The organism is Pseudomonas kitaguniensis (assembly GCF_049199985.1).
GTDB lineage: Bacteria > Pseudomonadota > Gammaproteobacteria > Pseudomonadales > Pseudomonadaceae > Aquipseudomonas > Aquipseudomonas kitaguniensis.
Window position 1 is genome coordinate 54,629 of record NZ_JBLZPT010000019.1, and the last position, 21,538, is coordinate 76,166.

The window sequence follows — 21,538 nt, forward strand, 5'->3', positions numbered from 1 at the left end:
AGATCAGCGTGGCAACGATCATGTACCTCTCGGTTTAGCCCGCGCCGTTGCTTCCGCCACCAGCGGGTCATCCGGCCAGTAATGCTTCGGATAGCGCCCCTTCAAATCCTTCTTCACCTCGGCATACGTGCTGCGCCAGAAGTTCGCCAGGTCTTGCGTCACCTGCACCGGCCGCCGCGCGGGTGACAACAGGTGCAACTTGACCACTTGGCGGCCGCCGGCAATGCGCGGGGTGTCGGCCAGGCCGAACAATTCCTGCAGGCGCACCGCCAGAATCGGCGGCTGCTCGCTGTAATCCAAACGCACCGAGGAGCCCGACGGTACTTTCACGTGCTGCGGCGCCAGTTCGTCGAGGCGCTGAGGCAGCGGCCAGGGCAATAGGTTGTGCAGGAAACTGGAGATGTCCAGGTTGCCAAAATGGCTGAGGCGCGAGACTTTGCCCAAGTAGGGCATCAGCCAGTGTTCGAGGCTGGCGAGCAAGGCGCTGTCGCTGATGTCGGGCCATTCGCTGGTTTTACCGGCATCAAGCTGGCGCAGCAGCATCACGCGGGCTTGCCATTGACGCAATTCGGGCGTCCAGGGCAGCAGTTCCAGGCCTTTGCGGCGCACCAGGTTGACCAACGCCTGGCTGCGCGCGGCTTCGTCGAGGCCGGTCAGTGGCTCGCGGCTGAGTACCAGTTCGCCGACTTTGCGCTGGCGCTCGGCGCGCAGTACGCCCTCGCGCTCATCCCAGTCCAACTGGTCGACGTTGCGCACTTGCTCGGCGAGCACGCTGTCGAACAGCGCCGGGTCAAAGTCCGCCGCGAGGTAGATGCGTTCTTCGCGCTGGCCCTGCCGACTGCCGAGGTCGGCAATCACCAGCCAGGCTTGTTTCATCAGGCTGTCGGCCTCGGCGAACAGCGCGGCGCGGCCGTTGGCCAGGCGATATTCGGCGCCACCGGGGCGCCGTTGCTGGGCCATACGGTCGGGGTAGGCCAGCGCCAGCAGCGCGCCGAGCCAGCGCGGGTGGTCGGGGTCGGCCACCGGTTGCGTCGCCTTGCCCCTTAAATAGCCGCGGTATTGCCGCGCCAATTGCTTGGCCCGCTGCACCCCACCTTGCGCGCCGCGCGCCCGTTCTTCGCCGGACAGCAGCGCCAACCGGCTGTGCAAATCGGCGCCGCCGCCGCGCAAAATATCGCGCTCACCCAACAGCGCGGCGACATCACAGGCAGTGGCCGCCAGCCCCAAATCCTGACCACGCAGCAGCAAATGCGCGATACGCGGATGCGCCGGCAGCTCGGCCATTTTTTGGCCATGCGCGGTCAAGGTGTGTTCATTTAAAGCACCGAGGCGCACCAGCAAATCCTGCGCCTGCGCATACGCGGCGGTCGGCGGCACGTCCATCCACACCAGTAGCCCAGGCGTGACGCCCCAGCGCGCCAGTTGCAAGGCCAGGCCTGCGAGGTCGGCGGCGAGAATTTCCGCGCTGCCATAGGCGGCCAAGCCTTCGTGTTGGTCTTCGGACCACAGCCGATAACACACGCCCGGTTCCAGGCGCCCTGCCCGACCGGCGCGCTGGGTGGCACTGGCGCGGGAAATACGCTGCGTGTCGAGGCGGGTCATGCCGCTGCCAGGGTCAAACCGCGGCACCCGCGCCAGCCCGGCGTCAATCACCACGCGCACGCCGTTGATGGTCAGGCTGGTCTCGGCGATGTTGGTGGCCAGCACCACTTTACGTTTGCCGGCGGGCGCCGGGTCGATGGCGGCGCGCTGGGCATTCAGGTCGAGTTCGCCGTGCAGCGGGCACAACACCACGTCACTGCGATCACCGAGGGCCTCGGCCAATTGTTGATTAACCCGGCGAATTTCGGCCTGCCCCGGCAGAAACACCAACACGCTGCCGGTCTCGTCATGCAGCGCTTCGAGGACGGTTTGCACCACGCGCGGCTCGATAAATTCACCGGCCTGGAACGGCCGCCCCCAGCGCATCTGCACCGGGAACATGCGCCCTTCGCTGCGCAGGATCGGCGCATTGCCGAGCAACGCGGCGAGACGTTCGCCTTCAAGGGTGGCCGACATCAGCAGGATTTTCAGCGGCTGTTCATCGCGAAACAAGTCGCGACCGTTGAGGCTGAGGGCCAGCGCCAGGTCGGCGTCGAGGCTGCGCTCGCCGATTATGCCACTTGCACCACGTTGTCAAAAGTGAGAAAAAGCCCGTAATAGAGCGTTACACCCGCATGAATCGGAGCAGAATCTTTTGACAATCATCAAAAATACGTCCTCTCTGGACTACTATCCGTACCGGGTACTGCCGCAGGATGTACGCGCCTTGATGGAGCAATGCAGCACCGCCATCACCGCGGGCAGCTTCCCGTACCTGATGAAGCTTTTTGAGGCTTACTGTCACATGACGGATACGACGGTGACGTACCTCGGCATGTCCGACAAAAGCTTCCGCCGCGTGTGTATTGGGTTCATCGGTTCGTTCAGCGGTCACTGCCTCATCGGCGGAGCTCACCTAACCCGCCGCCGCTACGCAACCAACTTCATGAAGCTCTTGGATGAGATCCAGAAGCACGTGCCTCTCTGCGCCACCTATGAACAGAGTCCAGCTTTCTTCAACGAATGCGCAGCGGTATGGGAAGAACAGAAGCTCCAGCTAGACCATCATGCTGCGAGATATTGGAATGGGTGGACTATTACTGACCCTAAAGGTGCGAGTATTATTCTTGCTCTGCCACAGATTTGGCATTCGCATGGCAGTGAATTCGCCGAGAATTTTTTTAAGCACTATCATCAAATCCACGAAAAAAAGCTGCGCAATGAAAACGCGGAACTGAATCATTTCCTCGACTATGTAGCTGCGAATGCGGTTGAGTACTCGCCAGAGACGTTTAGCTGCCTGATTCGCATTAACAACCTGTTCAACAACTATCTGAACCATAGTTGGATTAGGACTTCCAATGCAGGCATAGAGAACGAATCGAAATCAAAAGTCTATTCAAAATTCATAAACTCGATCACCGAGAGTTTTTTAGACTCAGGCGTTTGGCCAAAACCATTTAGTGGCGCACTCAACAAAGTCCCTATTATTCAAAAATGTGGCTCTCGCACTAAAGTGATCGAGAATGACGAAGGTCGAGAAGTCAAAAATAACCTTATCACTGAAATCCCACTCGAGCTGACAGACTCAGAAGCGATTGAAATACTTTTCAAGAAGATAAAACTAGACAACAACCTCGTATTCAAATGGGCGAGAAGTCGCTGCTTGAAAATACGAAAGAGGCAGCTCCGTCGCATTCGATTGGCGAAAACCGGATTTGTTATCAAGGATAGGCATCCAAGCGCCAAATCGATCGCTGATATTGGCGTAGAAAACATTTGCGCATCGTTTGAGGAGCATGGTTTGCCATTCTTCCGGGACGACTATCCAAAACGCTTCGGTACCATGCAAAAAGCCGAGATATCTAATGAGCTTGGCCTGCCTAAGGGTTATGACTTCATCGCTTTTCAGCTCATGCTCGTCCGCTCGCATCCTGAAATAACTGAAAGCTTTTTTAAAGATTTTGAGCTATATGATAAAAACGGTAATCCCTTCGGCTTCTTAAAAACCAATACCGGTTACCAGCTCATTGGATACAAAGATCGCAAGGGAGGAAAGTCAAGCGAACAAAAGATCGATTTAGCTGCGCGTGATGCAGTAGTGGTCAGAATGCTGATTCAGTTGACCGAGCCGCTCCGTAAAGAGCTCAGGGAAGCAGATATCGACGATTGGCGATACCTATTCCTTCATTGCAACCAGTACATCAATCGACCCAATCGTCCCGGGATGAAACGATGGGGTGGATATACGGAGAAAGAAACGATGGATGCGATTGTGGCTGAGTTCGCAAGACACAGCTCCCTCGGAAATACTGAGTTGCGGCGGCTTGTTAACCGGGTCTCGACCACCAACTATCGGCCATCGGTAGCTGTTGAGAACTATTTAACTCACAACAGTGTAACAAAGCTCGCTCGAAGCCTCGGCCATAAAACGTATCGAGTCGATCTCCTTAGCTCGTATTTGCCACAAGTTATCCTGGATTTCTTCCAAACGCGCTGGATAAGAATATTCCAGAAAGGCATCATTATCGAGGCAATGAAGGATAGCCCTTATCTCCTAGAAGCTAGCGGCTTTGAAACCATGGAAAAACTACACGAATTCTTGTCACACCACGCACTGAAAGACATCCCTGAAGGCATGAAATCACCAAAAAACCATGCTGATAAATCACAGAATCGCCGAAGCAAAAAAGACAAGCAGAAAGTTTTAATATCCATAAGCATTCCCTTGATGACCAGCTTGGTTTCGTTGCGCGATGCAGTCAGCTCTGCGTCCAAGCCAGACCAAGTAAACGCCAAAGCTAAATATTGGTCTGACATTACCACGCTGATCTCGGCCAACATACGAGAAGGGTTCGATGAACTCCTGCAGGACAGCCTTACTCTTGCCGAATCTAAAACAAACCCTAAATCTATGATGAAGTTCATATATGAATCTGCCGCCTAAATTAGCGTTCCTGAAGAAATTCACGCAAGATCCGCGCGAGGTCTATCGGAGTGCAAGTTGGCTGCAAAGTAATTTTGACGACACTCGGTGGCATTACAATTTTGGCTATACACTACCACTGCACATCGATTGGTGCGTAAAGCTGTCTGATGGAAGTATGCTGACTGATGAAAAAAATACAATATTATTAGAGAGCTTCAAATACTATCTTATTGGTGCAACTCGAGACGCTCACTCGAATGAAACCACATCTAAAGAGATGCAGGCCAAGCGTTTTTCTACAGCCTGCTGTGTGATCGACTATCTATTGATTAATTGCGCCAGATATCAAATTTACAAATTCAAACTTGGTGAACTCACGTCCGGCAACCTTATAGAGATGTTAGAGACAATATCCCAAAGCCCGAGCTCTCACGAGTCCATCCACGATTGGACGAACGAGCTGAAGAAATTCTGCTTAGGATTGTTAGAGTCTACCTGTGCTGAAAAAGTCGAGCACACCATCAGCCTCAACCCTCAGATGCTGAATATAACGGATGAGCAAAGGGATGACGACACTTTAGGTATTGAAGAAGAATTGATTCCGAAAATCAGAGCATGCCTGTTCCTGCGTGGGTACTACTACAAGGGAAGGCACGGATGCCAACCTAACTCAGCGTTGCTTTCAAGGGATATATATAAGCACTGCATTTGGGGCAATACAACTCAAAAACCAGTCAACCTAATCCTAACTTACAATGAAAACTCTTGCCTCTTTGAAAGAGAGCATCCACGAGCACAAGTACGCAAATCCGATGAAGCTCTTCTGGGCGAAAGCGGTTACGCTTCCTATAAGCATGCGGTATATAGCTTGGGAAGTTTACATGAGGTGGGATACCCCGCGCCATCAATTAGCGCCTTGATCGAAGCAGAGAAATTCAAGCCTAAGTTGTCGAAGTTAGGACGCTTTCAAACCCTTCCATCAGAAGTGGCCTTCAAATCCATTCGCGATGCTATGGAGCTCCACTTTAAACACGGTAAAAATCTTGTTGATGCAATGTGTCGAATCGCGCTGGAGTGTCGACGATTCAAAATATCACCGGCGGGTTTGTCTTCCAAAAAAATACGCCAACTGGTTGGCCCAGAACTGGTAGAACAGGGAGTAACCAGGCTGTCGTTGGGTATCCCTAATGAGGATCATGATTATTCGACACCTCACAAAGGAAATAAAGATGATTACTTCACAGACCTTAGAGCTAACCGTGGCCTCTACGAATTGATCTGCGTTTACGTAGGCGGCATTCAACTCGTGGTTGGTATTTTAATGGCTCGACGCATGAGTGAACTAACTGGCCTGATGTCACACACCTGCTTAGACATTTCAGAGACCTGGCTAATTTTCTTAAATGCAAAAAGCACACGATACGCTTTAGGAAAGCGATTAATCGAAGCACGCCCCATTGACCCGATTGCCGTACAGATGATTAAAAATCTGATACGCATGCAGAAGATCCTCAAACGCATAGGGTTCATAAAAAACTATCAAAAGCTTTTCTCAACTCCGCATCTCAGAGGAGCGGCCAAGCTCACCAAAGGCAACTTCAATAGTAATCTTGATATTTTCTGCGATTACTTTGAAACTCCACTGAACAGTGAAAACCAACGACTATATATTCGACAGCATCAACTGCGCCGCTTTTTTGCGATGATGTTTTTCTATTGCAGTAAATTTAACAATCTCGACACATTGCGGTGGATGCTCGGCCACACAGATCCGAGCCATTTGTGGCACTATATTACTGAAACTATAGATGGCGCTATTTTAAGAAGCGCAGGTGCACAATATCTGGGTGAGCGCCTCAAATCCGGCGACTATTCTGAATACGAAGATCTAGCGATGATGGTAAAAGATCACTACGGGACAGATGATGTTGAGGTGATTGACAGCAATGCGATTGAAGATTACATCACCGACTTGATGATAGAAGGCTGGCTTGAGGTAGAGCCGGAATTTTTCACTGACGAGAATGGCGAGAGCTACAAAATTATAGCCAAGCTGACTAAGCCCAGGAGCGCCTGATGAGCAAACTAACTAAAGACATTCAAATATCATCGGGAATTAATGCGATTCAGCAGATGCTCATCAATGTTATCAAGCGCCCTAAAGAACATGCTGCTGATCTGGAGCTTCGAACAGCATTGAAAACTCAAGCCAATCTGGCCAAGCTTCAGCGCACTATATTGACTGAGTCGGGACAGGAAATGAACACCTTCCCGATGAGCTTGAATTCACTCAAAACGCACTCTGCCTATAGCATTTCTGGCGGCTACAAGACTCTAGATGACTTACGTCGCAAAGCCATTGCAGCGTTAGAGTATTCCGAAAAAAAGTCTGCAATGGCTAACAAAAGAAGTAAATCAGGCCTAACACTCAAGGTAGAAGAACTTGAGATCGAGCTGGAAATTTTACGACAAACAAATATGATCCTTCTGAGCGCTCTCAGCGAGGCTTTACATCAATTTATTATTATAAGCGATGGATCAGATGCCGCTAGCCGCGAAAATCGCGTTGAAACGGCATCAAATAGCCTCCGGGCTATTGTGAACATGAATTCCCATCCGTTTGATCAACTCAATCGTCGCTTCCCTACGCCTAGCTCAGAGGTAACAGATTTAAATGCGTACCGTAACCGATAAGCCTGGCAAGAGCGTGAGCCCGGAAAAGATTTATCATCTTCTCGGGAGCTTCGAGCTCATCCGACACTTTTCGATTGATCGTCTATATAAGCAAGACGCTAGCAATATTACCTACATAGCATGGCCCGACAAGACACCGTGTATGATAGGAAACCTCTATATTTTATCATTGATGAAACGGGTTGGGCGCGGCGGCCAAGAAGGGTTATCTAGGCGGGGCGACAAGGGTGGTAGTATTGGTGATTATGGTTCAAAGGTCAGTCAGTTGCTCAAACGCTGCTATCGAGATTCGATTGAACCCAAAGATCTGACCGACAGTGTATTTGCCGATTACGTAAGAGAAATAGCCAGAGAAAAATCTTCGAGAAATCCATCAAGCGATAAAAAAAACGGTGGTTCAGGACTTGCTACCGGACGAGTGTGGCTAGATTTTCTTAATTTCGTAGGTCACTTTTATGGAAACCCTAATTTTGTGTCGGAAAGCGGGGTAATTCGAATTAAAAACGAACGAGTAGCCACTAGAGGTCGAGGTGGTTCACTGATCTGGCGAAACTACAAAAGCCACTGGTCTTTTACCTTCGTACGAAGGAAGCACAAGAGAGACCCCATAAGCAATGCTGACATTGAAAAACTAGCAACTACGAATCGCAATTCTAAATTTAGCGCTTTCATCCGCGAACGCCGTGCTTGCTTACTTGACTTATTTGAAGCTACCGGAGCCAGGAGGGACGAGATACAGAACGTCTCCGTAGAGGACATTCTAAATGCGCTGAATGACCCCGATTACAAACTAACCTTGATCACATTGAAAGTCGGGGGTGAAATCGTATCAAGGGAAGTTTCAGTCCCCTTTATGATTCTCCGTAAAATCAGAACTCATATTGAAAAAGCTCGCAGATCCATTATAAAACAACGTTATAAGCTGGGAACTGATCATGGAATGCTTTTCATTTCCGAACGAACTGGCAAAGCGCTTACTGGCCAAACGTTATCTAATGAAATTGGACATCTAAGAAAAATAGCTGGAATTCCGCACCAAGTTTGCCTACACATGTTTCGTCACGCGTTCATTACGAAAAAAATCCTGAATCTTATGAACGATCATCAGATCCGCAATCAGGATGAATTTCGCAAAAGCCTGATGGACGTCAAAACTTTTATTATGGAAATTCAAGTGGAGACCGGCCAAATCGACCCAGGCTCTGTTGAGTACTATATTGACTGGGCATTCCGCGACCTAGCGAGCTACGACGAAACAATAAAATCGGTTAAGCATCACCAAATCAGGGAAGTCTACCTTCGTAAGCGAAAGGAATTGAGAGACGCCCTTTTGGAAGGTTTACCGAAGGAAGAATATGTTGCTCTTGATAAGGAACTCGATGCAAGTTTTAGCCAAGATTTAGCTGTCGCAGACCGAGCGCGGTCAGCGCTTCATAAAAAACCGATGTAGCAGTCAGGGCTTCGGCTAGCGGGTTCGGTGTAATCTGAACAAACTCCAAGTAAGGTTTCCCATGCCATGAGCATCGAAGCAAAGCTCCTTCACCTCCAAGCAATCCAAAACCTCCTCGCGCCATACCGCTATCTCTATTGCGTCGACCTTGAGGCAACCTGTGACGACGTTGGGGTAAACGAATCTTCAAGGTCGCTCTTGGTCGCCTCCGATCAGATGGAAACGATCGAAGTTGGCCTGGTGGTGATCGATTTGGAAACGTTTGAGATCGTCGATGAATTCCAGCGCTTCGTTCGGCCTCAGATCAATCCTATCCTGACCGTTTTCTGTAAAAAACTTACGTCAATTCGTCAAGAGGACGTGGATAGCGCACGAACCTATGTCGAGGTTGGCCAGGAGCTAGGAGCGTTTCTTGCGCAATACCCAGACGCTGCCTGGGCCTCATGGGGAGACTATGATGCAAGGCAGCTTAAGCGCGATGCTGGCTTTGCTGCCTGCCCTTCCCTGCTCGAAGGCTTGCCACATTTCAATGCCAGGAAATGGCATGCAGGCTTATATGACGATCGACCTAAGTCACTTAAGCAGACGGTAGAGTCGTTGGGCTTGGCGTGGCAAGGTACCTATCACCGAGGAATCGACGATGCCAGGAACGTAGCAGCCATCGTTAAGGAGATACTTAGCTAATTGATGAGCCGGGCCCATCGGCCCGAAGGATCGAACTCCCCGTTGACGCCACTTCATACCGCAGCTTAGCTATGGGCAGGTGATGACCCGAGCTCAGAATGATTTGAACACAACCTCATCTCTCACCGCCCTCGAGGTCTGCCAGGTGCTGACAGATGTCGCGCTTGGCGAAACGCATCATGATGCGAAGCTCCATGCATTCATGGAATGAGATCTACCACGGCCTTATGTCCGTGGAGATTGATGGCTGGCAGCTCAAACTCTTCAACGACTGTGACACTCGGGACTAATGCGAGTACTGCAGGTCGCCTGTCGGTCGAGTCAGGACACTTGAGCTCTGGCAGCGCGACGGAAGTGATCCTGTCGACCTGTTGAGTGTCTGGGAGCGTGAACAGCTCAAGCGCTTGCTCGCTGCGCTCCGGGTCTGTACGCAAAAGCACGTTACCATTGCGGACTCAAAGCAATAAAGACCACACGTGAGAAAGCCACCTATGAAAATCATTATCGAAGAATGGGATGGTGATGGTGCGATTCGAATTCCTGATGAGGCGCTCTAGAAGCTCGAGCTTGACGTGGGCGACTCACTGTATTTGATAGAGGAGTTTGTCGGAAAAACACGCTGCCTCGTCCTGTCAAAAAAGCCGCAAATCGGGGATCGAATTGACGAAGTCAGTAACGCCTCGGATAGCGGACAACGAGCTATTGACTGGTGAAAATGCCCTCGGAAGACACGGGCAGTTTGAGTACACTCAGGGATGAGTGAGAGCCCTAGATCAAAGAATGCGAGAGGTAAACCAGTGTCTGAATATTCGAGTGCCCTAGTGGGCAGCCAATTTCCGTTGAAGCTAGGTGAGATTTTCCATCGTTCACCGGATGGTCGCATTCAACCTCGCACCGGATTCGTCGAAGATTTGATCTGCCGAATCCAGATTATGAATGTCCAAAATACCACACTGAATTTCGACCCTACCCCGATAGTCGAGGCTCTGAGAGCGCAAGCGGATGATGAACGCCTAAATACGCTTCTCAATGGCTATCAAACCCTTGTTCTTCATTATGGCGACTATTGCGAAACGAATGACCCGAATTACCTTAAAGATCTCAGCCTTGAAGCAAAAAAAGGTGAACCGGGCTTTGCCGGCGCTCTCCAGAGGCAGTTGGAAGTAATTGACCCCAGCAACTGGTTCCAGCTAGAAGAGAGAACTAAGCCTCTAGATGCCATTTGCGATGCGTACATAAAATTGTTTACGCTTCATTTTTTTGCTAAAACCACTCTCCATCCCCAGACAAAGTCGACCATTTACATTTTGCAACCGCAGATCCGAAAAGCCATTGAAATGCTTCGACGTAAGCTCCAGGACACTCTGCTTCCTGGCGGAAATATACAAAACTCAGCTTTGCTGGAAGCGTTTTTGTTGAAAGACAGTAATCGCTTTGAACAATATGCGCACTACGACGGTAGGTATTGCTCTATCCAAGGAGTGCAACGATTCGTTCAACTGGCCAACTGCAATTCCGAGCATCAATCATCAATCCTTATTGAGAAGCCATACGCAGGCAGCGAGCACAAGGAATTCGCGGACAAACTTATTCAGCTGATCGAAAAATTCGAGACCCTATCGCAGGTGACTAGCTTCATTGAAACAGTAGATGAGGAAAGGATGCTGCCAGATCTACTTGCTGACCTGAGTCTCCCGTTAAGGTAGCGCTTGCCGCAACGGTACAGACGAATACTGGCAGCAGTAACAACCCTTCGTAATATGAGCTGAGCATATGTTCGACCCTGACAATATCAACCTAGACTACGTATCGTTCTTCTGGACTGTGTACCATTGCCGACAGGATCCGTCTGCGGAAGATTATTTAAGTTTCGCTAGGAAAGATCTTGCAGACGGAACCAGTCCTAGGTACCTAATCAACGCCTTATCAAATGCAAAGCGAGCGCTTCACATGAGGATGGAAGATGTCTGTCTTGGTTTTGGCGCAGTATCACTTAAAAACTTGAAAAACTTTCACGCATTGTCAAATTATTTGAAAAATTGCGGACTTCCATCACTAGCCGTTCTTGAAAAGCTTAACAAAGCAAGGAACGACATTGAGCATGATTTCTCTATTCCAGAGCAGGATATGGTAGAGACCTACATTGACGTTGCCCATTTATTTTTGAGTGCCACGGACAGATGGTCTGGCAGGCATCCCTGCGATATCGAGATAGATGAAACAAACGAAGCTGGTGATAGATATTTGCGCCACATTAACTTCAATTGGAAAACTGGGAGTGTGATACTAAGAATCAGTGGCAAAGGCAGCAAGCACCTCGACCTCCCCCACAGCATCACCTACACAAATAAAGAATCTGAATTCTTCAAGTGGGTCACCTTCGCCACTAAAAATAGCACCTAATAAAGGGCTGAGAGTACTAGGTGCACTCCCTCTATACCACGCATAGAGCTTAAGATAGGAGCGTGCTTGTGTTAGTAGGTGATACCCGAAAATCAACGTATTGATTTTTAAACTACTGCATCTGCCCTCGCGAAAAGAAGCGACCACATATCGGCTATGCATTTTGTCAGCTCTCATACTGCCCGTTCGCCCAGCTTTAATTACACCGTTAGTCCGGGTTAATTGACTATCGTCGAACCAACCGTATTGGTCTTTTCTTTGGCGGCAAACAAGGCTTGCCGCTGCGCTGACTGCTGACATACCCCTACGGACTCAGTACTAGCGTTGGCCTAGTTTCGCCTGTGCCAGGCATTGTGTGCCGCGAGGTAATTGGCTTAGCTCCCGGCTAATGCTCTCGCATTACAGTGCAGAAATGCGAGCCTCTAGAGTTGCCAAAACTGAGTGAAGGTTCTGCAAGCCTTGGGCCGAGAATATTTCTACCGACGTATCGGCTCTATAAAGATACTCAGCCAAGATCAGGCCGAACTGAGCTTTGGTTGGTAGGGAACTCAAGCCCAAGCTATTCTGAGCAACCTCCAGGCTGTCTTTCCCCACGAGTTTTTCCAGTGCCATTCCTTCGAATGAGATATCGATATCTGATAGGGTGATCACCACCTGCTCGGGCAGGATCCATTCTTCTCGATAGCGATCTCGGGCTTTTCGCCCTTCCTTATCGTCGTCGAGCAGAACGATGAACTTCTCGCCCCGCCCCATGAGCAAGCTGATCAGGTTACCTGACGCGCTTGAGCCGACACCTGGAATCAAGTTGAACCCCAGCTTGCCTCCTGTCCGTAATGCTGCTGCTTTGAGCGCGTAATAGTCCGAGATACCTTCCAAGATCACGCAAGGTGAAGTCCCTACGATTTCAGGTACGACATACTGCAGACGGTCAATCACTGGCTGGAAATAGTGTGTACGGGTAGGGAAGGAGTTCAGGTATTGCTTATACTTGATCGCGTTCACTTCTGCAGGCGTGAAGTCGAGATCATAGTCCTCATCATCACCCTGACCTGCCGGACGGTTCTCGATGATGTAAGCCCCAGACAGCCACTTCGGGTTCACCATGTGGTGGCTGTGGGTTGAGTAGATGATCTTATCGCCGCTGGCCGCCATCTTTTCGAAGTAACCCAGCAGTTCTGCTTGAGCCCGGGAATGCAAGTTTGCAGCAGGCTCATCAAAGACGTAAATTTTATGCTGGTTTTCACGTTCGAGCTTGAAGCCCGTGAGCAGTAAGAATGTGAAGAACCATCTGAAGCCGATCGATCGCTCGGCGATCTTGTAAGTCGTATCCCGGTTACTCACGACAAACGACACGACTGCAGTGGGGTTATCAACCCCGCCGACTGTCCACTTTAGGTCGACCCGTTTTGCTGTGGCATTGCGTGAAAGAACGCGCCGCCAACCGCCAATCACTTCAGCGGAAAGCGCGTTAGAGACCTGTTGAAATACATTATCAATCTGGCCTTTTGTTGCGCTTCGCTGAAACTTCTCATACCAGTCAGCACCGTTAGCGGCCCGATACGCCTCGATAGGTCTGATCACATCCCGACCAACATCGTAGCCAGCAAACTTTATGATGCGCTCAACAATCTCCCGATAATGCCTCTTCTCGTACCCCTCATAATCATCAGATGCGAGCGAAATTTGCTCAGGCACATTGATCAAAAACGTCGGGAAATACGCGACCTTGGGTATCGATGCCTCGATCAAATCTGCCGTTCGCTTCCACAGATTTTCGTCTTCGTCGTCCGGCTGGGCGTAAACCTCAAACTCGCTCTCGCTACCCGGCCTTACTCTGAAATCAAACCCTATGCTAGCAATCCTAGATTTCGGCTCGCTGTTCTCAAAGCTGAACTCCTTTGCGATCTTGAAGGGCTTCGCTAATGCTTCGGTATCTACTTCCAATCCAGCACCACCCACCAGGGCCTTGATCGACTCCAGATCATGCGCTTCGAGCTCAACGGTCGCAGCGATCGATACAGTGCCGGTAAAGGCGCCTTTTTTGCTGGCGGGGATGAAGGTGAACTGATCTTTGTTTTCTGGACTGAAGAAGTAGAGCCTTGAAACCGAGCGATCGCTGCTCACAAATTGCGAGATGGCTTCTAATATTGTGGTTTTGCCACTTTCATTCAGTCCAATCAGCGTCACAACAGGATTGTCCAATCTTCCTGCCAGCTCAATTCGTGTGCTAACAATCCCTTTGTAGTTTTTTATCTCAAAATCTAGGACTTTCGACATCAGCGCACACGACCTTGTGTTAGCACGAATCGGAGCACAGCCAGAGTGTATCTGGCCGGTTTGAACCCTGTGGATAGTGCTCTGCCGCTCAAATGCGGCCTATTGGCAAATTGGATACAACAGGGGTAGAGTGCTGGCACTCTAGCATCAAGTCGACCGCTGTCAACTGGCTGACTTGACGCAGGGCCGCTGTTGCGTTGGTTCACATAGGGAAGATGGGGAACGTAATGTCAGGTACTGACGGAAGGCTTTTTAGAGATTATACAGCCGGTGCTCCAACAGAGACCGCTTGCGATACGTTGTACCTGCAGACCCAGCTTGCTTCCCCAAAGCCCGAGGTCGTGAGCGAGATCGAAGTCGGGGATACACTTGGAATTGGCCTCGGTGAAATCGACGGCAACGTCGTCGCCTGCGCATTTTGGAACAGGCATATTGCCGGCGGTATTGCATCTCCCAAGGTTATTCGGCTGATCGCCTGCCTCCAAAGCGGTACGAACTATTTCGCAATAGTTACGGCAAAAACGGGCGCTCAGATCTCGATCAAAATCTCGCCGATCAAGGAGGAATGATTTTGATCAGACTAATTGGTGGTGTGTATTACGAGCAGTGCATGTGCCCCACCTGGCAAGAGCTTTTTGGCTCTGGAGGGCGAGCAGCTACAGCGATAGCGCGCCTTGGCGGGCACGTCGCGTTAGACACCTACACTGATCTTACGGCGGAGGCCATTCTACGCCAGAGAGCAGTGCTTGAAGGTTTCTCTGTTGCAAGCTATTCCATCGATCAGAGCCTGCACTTCCGGTATACCCATGGTCTTGCCAAGCCGTCGATCCAGCCGCTACCAGAGACCTCTTCGACGATCCTTCAAATCACTGCCGAAAATGTGGTTCGCTTCGGACTGCTCGAAGGTGACTGCGTCGTAGATGCCCGCAATGCTGTTTACGACCCACAGAGCTCCCGGCACCCTGCCCCCTTTCATGAGAATGGCTCCAAGGCCGGGCGACTTGCGCTTGTCCTGAACAGAAGTGAAGCCGAAGCGCTGCATGGCAATGACGAGTTGAGTGCGGCCGATTTGGCGCGGGCACTATCGAAGTCTCAGAATGCTGAGATCGTCATCATAAAGATGGGCCCTGCCGGCGCCCTGCTGTTCCATGACGGCCAATCGCACCACATCCCCTCGTTTGTGACGTCGCAGGTGTGGAAGATCGGTTCAGGTGATGTGTTCGTCGCCAGCTTCGCGCACTTCTGGCTCGAAGAGGGACTTACGCCACTCAAGGCCGCCATGCAGGCCTCACGTGCCACGGCGTACTACTGCGAGACAAAGGGCTTTGCCTCCAAAACGGAACTGGAGACCTATCACCCTGCTGCCGCCAGCCTGCCAAAGAAATCCAGGACAGGGCGACCTCCCCTGGTCTACCTCGCTGGCCCCTTCTTCTCGCTGGCACAGCTTTGGCTCATCGAGGAAGCCCGCGCCCGGCTTTTGGAAATGGGATTGAAAGTATTCTCCCCTGTACATGACGTTGGCCACGGGCCTGCGGATGAAGTCGTGCAGAAGGATCTCGATGCGATCCACGACTGCGACCTAATGCTCGCGATCGGGGATGGCCTCGACGCCGGAACGATCTATGAGATAGGCTACGCGCGCGCACTCAAGAAGCCCGTCATCATGTACGTGGAGAATGAGTCGGAAGAGGATAAGAAGATGATGGCCGGCTCCGGCTGCACGCTGACCAAGGACTTCGTCACCGCGATTTACCAAACCGCATGGAAGGCAGCTGAACTATGAAGCGCGCCCTTCTTTTATCAGGCGGTATGGATTCACTCGCGGTGGCCTGGTGGCTGCGCCCTGAAATTGGCATCACGCTGAACTATGGGCAACTCGCCGCTCAGGCTGAGATCTGCGCCTCGAAGGCAATCTGCGAGCAGCTCCAGATTGAGCACCACGTTATTTCCATCGACTGCCGATCGGTCGGTTCCGGTGACATGGCCGGAGGCAAGGCTGATACCCATGCACCTGCCAGTGACTGGTGGCCATACCGGAACCAGATGCTCGTAACCCTGGCGGCCATGAAAGCCATCAGCCTCGGCGTAAACAAGCTCTACTTGGGTACCGTGAAATCCGATGGTTCCCACCGCGATGGCACTCCGGAGTTCATCGCTGCCATCAACCAACTGATGGTCATGCAGGAGGGTAGGATGACCGTTGAGGCGCCTGCGATCGATTTAAGCACCACCGAGTTGGTAAAAACTGCAGGCGTGCCCTCCTCTATCCTGGCCTGGGCTCACAGCTGTCACAAATCGAGCGTGCCGTGCGGCAACTGCAGAGGCTGCAACAAATACTTCGAGGTCTGGCACGAGATCGAACATGGAATGGATCAAGCTCGGTAGCCCGACGGTAAGAGCTGAACCTGGCTGCTATCAGCCCTTCACTTGGCCTGATGGAACATTCCATGCGCTGCCCGAAATTGAGGATGTCTGCGACAAAGGTATCCTCAGTCTACTCGACCATAGACGCACCAGGCGAACGTTCAATGCCTTGAGTGAAGGCCAACTGGGCCAGTTGCTATGGCGCTGTGCACGAACGCAGGCCATTGCCGAATCGGATTATGGCTTCGACCTAGAGTTACGACCGGCGCCATCTGCCGGCGCCATCCACCCTATCCATATCCTAATTCACCTTCCAGGCGCCTCGAACTGGCTCCGCTACGATAGTCGCCGGCACGGTCTTGTCGAGATATCAGGATCAGTGGAGGCCTTTGCAGGATTGAAAGAACAGTGCCATGACGCTCTGCCCACAGAACAGGCAACGCGGTTGCTCCTAGTGGCTGAGCCTGGTAAAACCCGTGCCAAATACCAGCACGGTGAAAGCCTGATCTGGCGAGACGCTGGAGCACTCTTGGCGGTCATGGCCGTGATTGCTGATGCCTTGGACTACTCGTTTTGCCCGTTGGGGATTACGGGTGAACCTTGGGCTGGCCGACTCGCACCTGCAGGTGTGCTCACTGGGGTTGGTCTTGCACTCGTCGGCGGGCAAAAGCCCCAGCACTAGGCGGCTTTCAAACCAGCCTGGCTCAGCAGTCCGTGGACGACGGTAGGCGCAGACATCATCTGGTACCACATCAGCGCGTCAAGCTTGGAAGGTCGAACGTCGATCGCTTTGCTCAGCGCAAGAAACTCAGCTTCGAGCTTCAGGTAGTGGCGCTCCACGGTGAGGCCGGGGGAGAAGAAGCCAGCCAACGCCCCTGCACGCAGGATGTGGATATCCAGGATGGCGACATCATCTGCATCAAGCCAGTTGCGAGTAATCCACGAAGCAGTCTTGTAGCCGATGCCCGGCAGCTCCAGCAGCCAGTCCCGAAGTGCCCGGCCAGAATGGAGAGGAACATTCCCTAAGACCAAAGCTGCAAGCGCCGAATGAAGGTAACGCGCCTTCTGTTTGGCAAAACGGTAGCGTACTGAGCGGCTGCCGATTTTCAGTGGGATGCTCAACCACTCTTGCAGTTGTTCCTCACTGGGCACCTCAGCGTCAAAAGCCCCGAGGTTTCTCAGGTGAGCGAAGGCAGCGAGTCCGACGTTCGCCGGGATACCATGGCCACCCAGCAGGCACGCTCCGACTTCTTCAGCCAAGGTGGCGCCAAGCTTATAGTTGAGCGGCTCGAGCTCTTGCTCGTTCGCCCACACCTGATAGGCCCAGTACGCCGGAGTCGGGAATGCTTCGATCAAGCCCCATGAAACACCAGGGAGCACTTCGCTCATGGCGTCAGGGAAATCGCGGCTGTAGATCTTGGCGTCTACGAATACAACACCGTTCTGCATTACCGGGCCTCCTGAACAAAGCCATAGGTCTGCGTGATCCAGTGGAGGAAGTCACTACGCTCTACCGGATCCATCGCCATAACTCGATCTCGTAGACGGGACTGGCGCCTGGCAATGGTCTGCCGCTCACGAAACGTGTCACCTAAGAAACGAGTGTCGTGAAGCTCTTTGGGGGCAGCGTAGTTCATCCAAACGCACTCTTCCCTGACATCCGTGTGCGTCTTCGCCATAAACGTCACCTTTCTCCATCCTTGAAGTGTGTCGTTGTAGAGGACGCTGTCGTAACCCGAAATCATCACCTTGCAAGGGACACTATTAAGTGTTGAGAGCAGCTGCTCGTGCTGGCCCACGTCATACTCGAAACGGTAAATTTTGGCTCGTCGGCGAGTCTCCGTCACGTACGGAGGGTCAGCGTAGATCAGTTCGCTACCGTCGAATGAAAAGCTGCTCAGGTAGCTAAAAGCATCGCCTTGGATGAGCTCAAGGCTCTCAACCTGGTGATCAGCCCAAGCTTCGTGAACAGCGGGATCTACGTCCACGCCGATGTTTCGAGCGGCAGACTTTTTGTGGCGCAGGACAGCGCCCGCCCCCAAGTGAGTCTCGATGTAGGTCTGATGCGGAGGCATCAAGTTGATCAAGCGCTGGTAGCACTTGCCTTTCCCGCCTGGATATCTCATGCACACATCATCGTCAAAAGTGACGATGATGTCAATGGAGCCCACCGACCAGAGAACCGTGGGAGCGGCACGAACACTTGAAGTGCTCTAGCCGCTCGACAAACCATTAGCCGTTGCGGCGCAGGGGAATAGGCTCGATAGCGAAGGTGTCATCAGGGAAGAAGGATGCGATTTTGGTAATCGCGTTGTTCAGCAAACTCTGTGGGTTCACGTAATCGAAGCTATAGCGCCCAGAACAATGATTGACGGCCCACTCACCGGATCCTCCATCAGAGGGTTCCCACCACATCTCGCCGGCAATCCGGGCTGCTTGCAAGCCCGTCATGCTTGGGTGACCCCGTTTTGGATCTTTCAAGTCCTCAGCGACGAACAAGCTGCCGTCTTTTCCGATCGCCCAAATCAGGTTCTTGGTCTTCGGATTTTTGATGACGTCAGGAAATAGCTGTACCAAGGTTCGCTCCATAGCCAACGGGTCGAACCGTTCAATCGCAGTATGGTTGGCACCCTTACCCTCAGCGGTGATCTCACTTTGCTCCAAACGCTTGGGAGCGCGCAGCTTTCCGTAGGTGGTATTGAGGTAATTGGCGTAGTCCTGGTCTTGCTTCGCCAAGACCTTCAAGAACGAGCTGTAGAAGTGCTCAACATCGACGTACTGAGCGTTAGCCTTCTGATCCCTGAACCATCTAAGAAATAGATCGGCGAACAACAAGTCGTGCTCATAGATGGCAGATACCGCGTCACCTAAAGGCGTATCAGTGGCATCGAGCAAAACCTTCAATACCTTTCGTTCACCCCAATAGAGGTCAATAGTCCATTGCAGACGAGCCATAGGCGTAGTGAGGAAGCTCAACTTATGAGCGTTCCAACGTTCGATGTTTGCGGCGGTAGCAACAGGTGACTCGTCGCCAGCCTCAAGCTTGTCTCCTTCCGCATAGCCAATCGGTCGACCTGTTATCTCGTCCCGAATCTGCGAGATAGATGCGAGCTTTATCGTGTGAGAGCACTTCTCTAGCTTGAGCGAGGAGTTCTGGCAAATCCCCTCCATCCAACGTTCTAGTTCGTTTTGAAGGATTGCCGCAGTGCCATGCGCATATTTGAAGTCGAGACGGGCCTTTTTGTCAGCCGGGACGATACCGAGATCTGGTACCAAGATTTCGTGCGGCGGCAGCCAGGTCTGTTTATTTTCGTCCCACTGACTGAACTCCAAGGCCCAACGATCACTGAGTAACTCCCTTACCTCGTCAGACGCTACAGATCCAATGTCTGCTTGAGCCTTGATGAACTCTTCAGCAGGCGCAATTTTCGCCCGAGCATAAGGGCCGAGCCGATCGTCGTGGACGTAAAGCCACTCTTTTCCGTCTCGGAAGTCGTATCCCACCAGCGTTACAGCGTGACCACCTTTCAAGCACATCGGCTGACCGGTGGAGGTTTTCATCTCGTTTTTCAGCTCTTCACGAGCGGCTTCATCGAGGCCTTCCATCTCCTCCAACGCCTCCAACGCATCAGCCTCCCGGATCTGCTTGTCAGCAGCCGTGGCGTTTTCCGGCCCGTAAACAACGCCGGCTAGTATAATCGGTAAGTCACTGTCGACATGCGTAGACGCATAGCTGTGGAACCACTTTTGGGTTTGCGTCGTGATTGTTGTTGAGTGGTAACGAAGGCCCTGAACGTCGAGTGATCGCTGAATCTGTTTGTGGGTGAGGTGCTTGTTTGGAAAGCCGTTGTGAGAGCCGTCCACAAAATTCAGGGCAGCCGTGGTGATCTCACTGCACGATGGTACATTTTTTACATTCCGACCTGGAAGCGCGTGCAAGGCGGCCCAGATCGCAGTGGTCGCGCAGGCGGAAACAACTTTGTCCTGCTCTTGGAAAGCGATCGAATTCACATGCAACTTGATGCCAAATAGATTGACGTCGTACCGCTTGGCAATCTTCTTTTTGGTACCCGGCCCGGTACCTCGATCACCCGCGATGCGTAGACACGTTTTCCCGATGAAAGTCTTTTCGAGTGGCTTGATCACGACAAAACCCAGGTAGTTGTCTTGCAACCAGGCACGGCTGAGATCTTGTCGGGCGCTGTCGATCATCATGCTATCAAGCGACTTATGGTCAAGTTTACATCTGAAAAAGTGTAGACGCCCACAGACCTGACCATCGTTGCGGAAGCGCTTCAAGTAGTAGCGTGAGTAGTCTTCGAGGAAGTCTCGATCGGTATACCTAGGCTCCAGCAGAATAGACTTGGCGCCGAGAGAGCAAAGATAGTTGTAGAGGTACTTAACCTGCTCTTTATCGAAGATCTGCAGGTATTCGTAGCCAAAGCATTCGCGAATCAGGGCACTTAGTGTTTCGGCCTGAAATTCCGTGACAAGGTATGGGGTCATTGTTCTATGCGCAAAAAAAAGCAGCCACCGAGGGCTGCTTTTAGGACGGAAAAAAGTCAGAGACTGCAGGTACGAGCCAACATCTCATCGGTCACGGTTTGGGCTTTGGCCTGCTTGGCAAGAATTTTGGTCATCACGAACGTACGGGCTCGCGCCTTACGTAGCCGCTCCTCTTCCGTCGCGCCCATGTGTTTCCTGGCCTTATCGTACAAAAGCTCAACGCTCATTCTCTGTCCCCTTTTTCCCACATTCCTAGTGGTAACGGTCTTGCTACGGTAGTCACTGACGAGGGTGACGCAGGTGCCAATTACGACGACTCTCGAAGGGAGCGGATTTTACTAATCCACTTGCCCGGTCGTCAGCTTTCTCAAGACCTTGCCGACGAATGGTGTCCTTCACTGCTTCGACACAACGTTTTCGTTAACGTTCATCCGATCAAGGATCTGCTGAAGCAGGTGCCTAACGGCGTTTGGTATGGATCTCAGAAACATTTAGCTTCTGATGATGCGTCATGTTGATTCGGATCTCAACGCTGCTTAGGACAGCAGTTAAAGGGTGAGATCCAACGACGGAATTGCTGTATGGAACGAGTATGGCACAAAGGAATTACGTTTAGCGATAGGTCTTTGTGACACGTCACACGCTTTGCG

The 21,538-nt window shown here is 51.7% G+C and carries 16 protein-coding genes and 3 pseudogenes; 13 read left to right on the top strand and 6 right to left on the bottom strand.

Annotated elements, in window-relative coordinates:
- Positions 1 to 18: 18 nt before the first annotated feature.
- Positions 19 to 2,148, bottom strand: a pseudogene (gene hrpB, locus ACOZK9_RS20775) (ATP-dependent helicase HrpB); the annotation flags it as partial.
- A gap of 88 nt (positions 2,149 to 2,236) precedes the next feature.
- Here hrpB and ACOZK9_RS20780 point away from each other — a divergent pair.
- The 9 genes and pseudogenes from ACOZK9_RS20780 (at position 2,237) to ACOZK9_RS20820 (ending at position 11,741) form a co-directional block, all read left to right on the top strand.
- Positions 2,237 to 4,528, top strand: coding sequence for a hypothetical protein (locus tag ACOZK9_RS20780; protein ID WP_421556441.1), 2,292 nt, complete (start codon positions 2,237 to 2,239; stop codon positions 4,526 to 4,528).
- Complete coding sequence (locus ACOZK9_RS20785; RefSeq protein ID WP_421556442.1) at positions 4,512 to 6,587, top strand: integrase; 2,076 nt, start codon at positions 4,512 to 4,514, stop codon at positions 6,585 to 6,587. Before ACOZK9_RS20780 ends, ACOZK9_RS20785 begins: the two co-directional genes overlap by 17 nt.
- Positions 6,587 to 7,204 carry a hypothetical protein gene (locus ACOZK9_RS20790; protein WP_421556443.1) on the top strand — a complete coding sequence of 206 codons (618 nt, stop codon included), beginning with the start codon at positions 6,587 to 6,589 and terminating at the stop codon, positions 7,202 to 7,204. Before ACOZK9_RS20785 ends, ACOZK9_RS20790 begins: the two co-directional genes overlap by 1 nt.
- On the top strand, positions 7,185 to 8,654 hold the full coding sequence (locus tag ACOZK9_RS20795) for a tyrosine-type recombinase/integrase (RefSeq protein WP_421556444.1): 1,470 nt from the start codon (positions 7,185 to 7,187) through the stop codon (positions 8,652 to 8,654). The genes ACOZK9_RS20790 and ACOZK9_RS20795 overlap by 20 nt, the downstream gene beginning before the upstream one ends.
- A 66-nt stretch (positions 8,655 to 8,720) precedes the next feature.
- Positions 8,721 to 9,338 (top strand): 3'-5' exonuclease, encoded by a 618-nt coding sequence (locus tag ACOZK9_RS20800; protein WP_421556445.1) that lies wholly within the window; start codon positions 8,721 to 8,723, stop codon positions 9,336 to 9,338.
- A gap of 227 nt (positions 9,339 to 9,565) precedes the next feature.
- A pseudogene (locus ACOZK9_RS20805) lies at positions 9,566 to 9,805 on the top strand (DUF7693 family protein).
- Positions 9,806 to 9,814: 9 nt separating this feature from the next.
- Positions 9,815 to 10,051: pseudogene (locus ACOZK9_RS20810) on the top strand (AbrB/MazE/SpoVT family DNA-binding domain-containing protein).
- An 84-nt stretch (positions 10,052 to 10,135) separates the two neighbouring features.
- Positions 10,136 to 11,044, top strand: coding sequence for a hypothetical protein (locus ACOZK9_RS20815; protein WP_421556446.1), 909 nt, complete (start codon positions 10,136 to 10,138; stop codon positions 11,042 to 11,044).
- A 67-nt stretch (positions 11,045 to 11,111) separates the two neighbouring features.
- Positions 11,112 to 11,741 (top strand): hypothetical protein, encoded by a 630-nt coding sequence (locus tag ACOZK9_RS20820; protein WP_421556447.1) that lies wholly within the window; start codon positions 11,112 to 11,114, stop codon positions 11,739 to 11,741.
- A gap of 399 nt (positions 11,742 to 12,140) precedes the next feature.
- Here ACOZK9_RS20820 and ACOZK9_RS20825 read toward each other — a convergent pair whose 3' ends face one another.
- Positions 12,141 to 14,018 (bottom strand): ATP-dependent nuclease, encoded by a 1,878-nt coding sequence (locus ACOZK9_RS20825; protein ID WP_421556448.1) that lies wholly within the window; start codon positions 14,016 to 14,018, stop codon positions 12,141 to 12,143.
- 227 nt (positions 14,019 to 14,245) lie between these two features.
- On the opposite strand from ACOZK9_RS20825, the gene ACOZK9_RS20830 reads away from it, so the two are divergent.
- From ACOZK9_RS20830 to ACOZK9_RS20845, 4 genes are read left to right on the top strand one after another with little or no spacing between them, the layout of a single operon-like run.
- On the top strand, positions 14,246 to 14,587 hold the full coding sequence (locus tag ACOZK9_RS20830) for a hypothetical protein (protein WP_421556449.1): 342 nt from the start codon (positions 14,246 to 14,248) through the stop codon (positions 14,585 to 14,587).
- Positions 14,584 to 15,801: a PfkB family carbohydrate kinase gene (locus ACOZK9_RS20835; protein ID WP_421556450.1), complete on the top strand. Its 1,218-nt coding sequence runs from the start codon at positions 14,584 to 14,586 to the stop codon at positions 15,799 to 15,801. Before ACOZK9_RS20830 ends, ACOZK9_RS20835 begins: the two co-directional genes overlap by 4 nt.
- Positions 15,798 to 16,403: a 7-cyano-7-deazaguanine synthase gene (locus ACOZK9_RS20840; protein WP_421556451.1), complete on the top strand. Its 606-nt coding sequence runs from the start codon at positions 15,798 to 15,800 to the stop codon at positions 16,401 to 16,403. The genes ACOZK9_RS20835 and ACOZK9_RS20840 overlap by 4 nt, the downstream gene beginning before the upstream one ends.
- Positions 16,381 to 17,064: a nitroreductase family protein gene (locus ACOZK9_RS20845; RefSeq protein ID WP_421556452.1), complete on the top strand. Its 684-nt coding sequence runs from the start codon at positions 16,381 to 16,383 to the stop codon at positions 17,062 to 17,064. Before ACOZK9_RS20840 ends, ACOZK9_RS20845 begins: the two co-directional genes overlap by 23 nt.
- On the opposite strand, the gene ACOZK9_RS20850 is transcribed toward ACOZK9_RS20845, so the two are convergent.
- The 4 genes from ACOZK9_RS20850 to ACOZK9_RS20865 form a co-directional block, all read right to left on the bottom strand.
- Positions 17,061 to 17,831 (bottom strand): 8-oxoguanine DNA glycosylase, encoded by a 771-nt coding sequence (locus tag ACOZK9_RS20850; protein ID WP_221539743.1) that lies wholly within the window; start codon positions 17,829 to 17,831, stop codon positions 17,061 to 17,063. The genes ACOZK9_RS20845 and ACOZK9_RS20850 overlap by 4 nt on opposite strands.
- A complete protein-coding gene (locus ACOZK9_RS20855) occupies positions 17,831 to 18,553 on the bottom strand; it encodes a DNA adenine methylase (protein ID WP_421556453.1) in 723 nt (240 codons plus the stop codon). Before ACOZK9_RS20855 ends, ACOZK9_RS20850 begins: the two co-directional genes overlap by 1 nt.
- Positions 18,554 to 18,614: 61 nt before the next feature.
- Positions 18,615 to 20,888: a hypothetical protein gene (locus ACOZK9_RS20860; RefSeq protein WP_421556454.1), complete on the bottom strand. Its 2,274-nt coding sequence runs from the start codon at positions 20,886 to 20,888 to the stop codon at positions 18,615 to 18,617.
- 56 nt (positions 20,889 to 20,944) lie between these two features.
- Entirely contained in the window at positions 20,945 to 21,115 is a 171-nt protein-coding gene (locus tag ACOZK9_RS20865; protein WP_160309965.1) for a hypothetical protein, read from the bottom strand.
- Positions 21,116 to 21,538 lie beyond the last annotated feature (423 nt).

Bases quoted from the DNA above. Each gene is read 5' to 3' on its own strand.
- ACOZK9_RS20825 (WP_421556448.1), bottom strand. From the start codon at position 14,018: ATGTCGAAAGTCCTAGATTTTGAGATAAAAAACTACAAAGGGATTGTT.
- ACOZK9_RS20845 (WP_421556452.1), top strand. From the start codon at position 16,381: ATGGAATGGATCAAGCTCGGTAGCCCGACGGTAAGAGCTGAACCTGGC.
- ACOZK9_RS20820 (WP_421556447.1), top strand. From the start codon at position 11,112: ATGTTCGACCCTGACAATATCAACCTAGACTACGTATCGTTCTTCTGG.
- ACOZK9_RS20830 (WP_421556449.1), top strand. From the start codon at position 14,246: ATGTCAGGTACTGACGGAAGGCTTTTTAGAGATTATACAGCCGGTGCT.
- ACOZK9_RS20790 (WP_421556443.1), top strand. From the start codon at position 6,587: ATGAGCAAACTAACTAAAGACATTCAAATATCATCGGGAATTAATGCG.
- ACOZK9_RS20800 (WP_421556445.1), top strand. From the start codon at position 8,721: ATGAGCATCGAAGCAAAGCTCCTTCACCTCCAAGCAATCCAAAACCTC.
- ACOZK9_RS20785 (WP_421556442.1), top strand. From the start codon at position 4,512: ATGAATCTGCCGCCTAAATTAGCGTTCCTGAAGAAATTCACGCAAGAT.
- ACOZK9_RS20840 (WP_421556451.1), top strand. From the start codon at position 15,798: ATGAAGCGCGCCCTTCTTTTATCAGGCGGTATGGATTCACTCGCGGTG.
- ACOZK9_RS20860 (WP_421556454.1), bottom strand. From the start codon at position 20,888: ATGACCCCATACCTTGTCACGGAATTTCAGGCCGAAACACTAAGTGCC.
- ACOZK9_RS20850 (WP_221539743.1), bottom strand. From the start codon at position 17,831: ATGCAGAACGGTGTTGTATTCGTAGACGCCAAGATCTACAGCCGCGAT.
- ACOZK9_RS20865 (WP_160309965.1), bottom strand. From the start codon at position 21,115: ATGAGCGTTGAGCTTTTGTACGATAAGGCCAGGAAACACATGGGCGCG.
- ACOZK9_RS20795 (WP_421556444.1), top strand. From the start codon at position 7,185: ATGCGTACCGTAACCGATAAGCCTGGCAAGAGCGTGAGCCCGGAAAAG.
- ACOZK9_RS20835 (WP_421556450.1), top strand. From the start codon at position 14,584: ATGATTTTGATCAGACTAATTGGTGGTGTGTATTACGAGCAGTGCATG.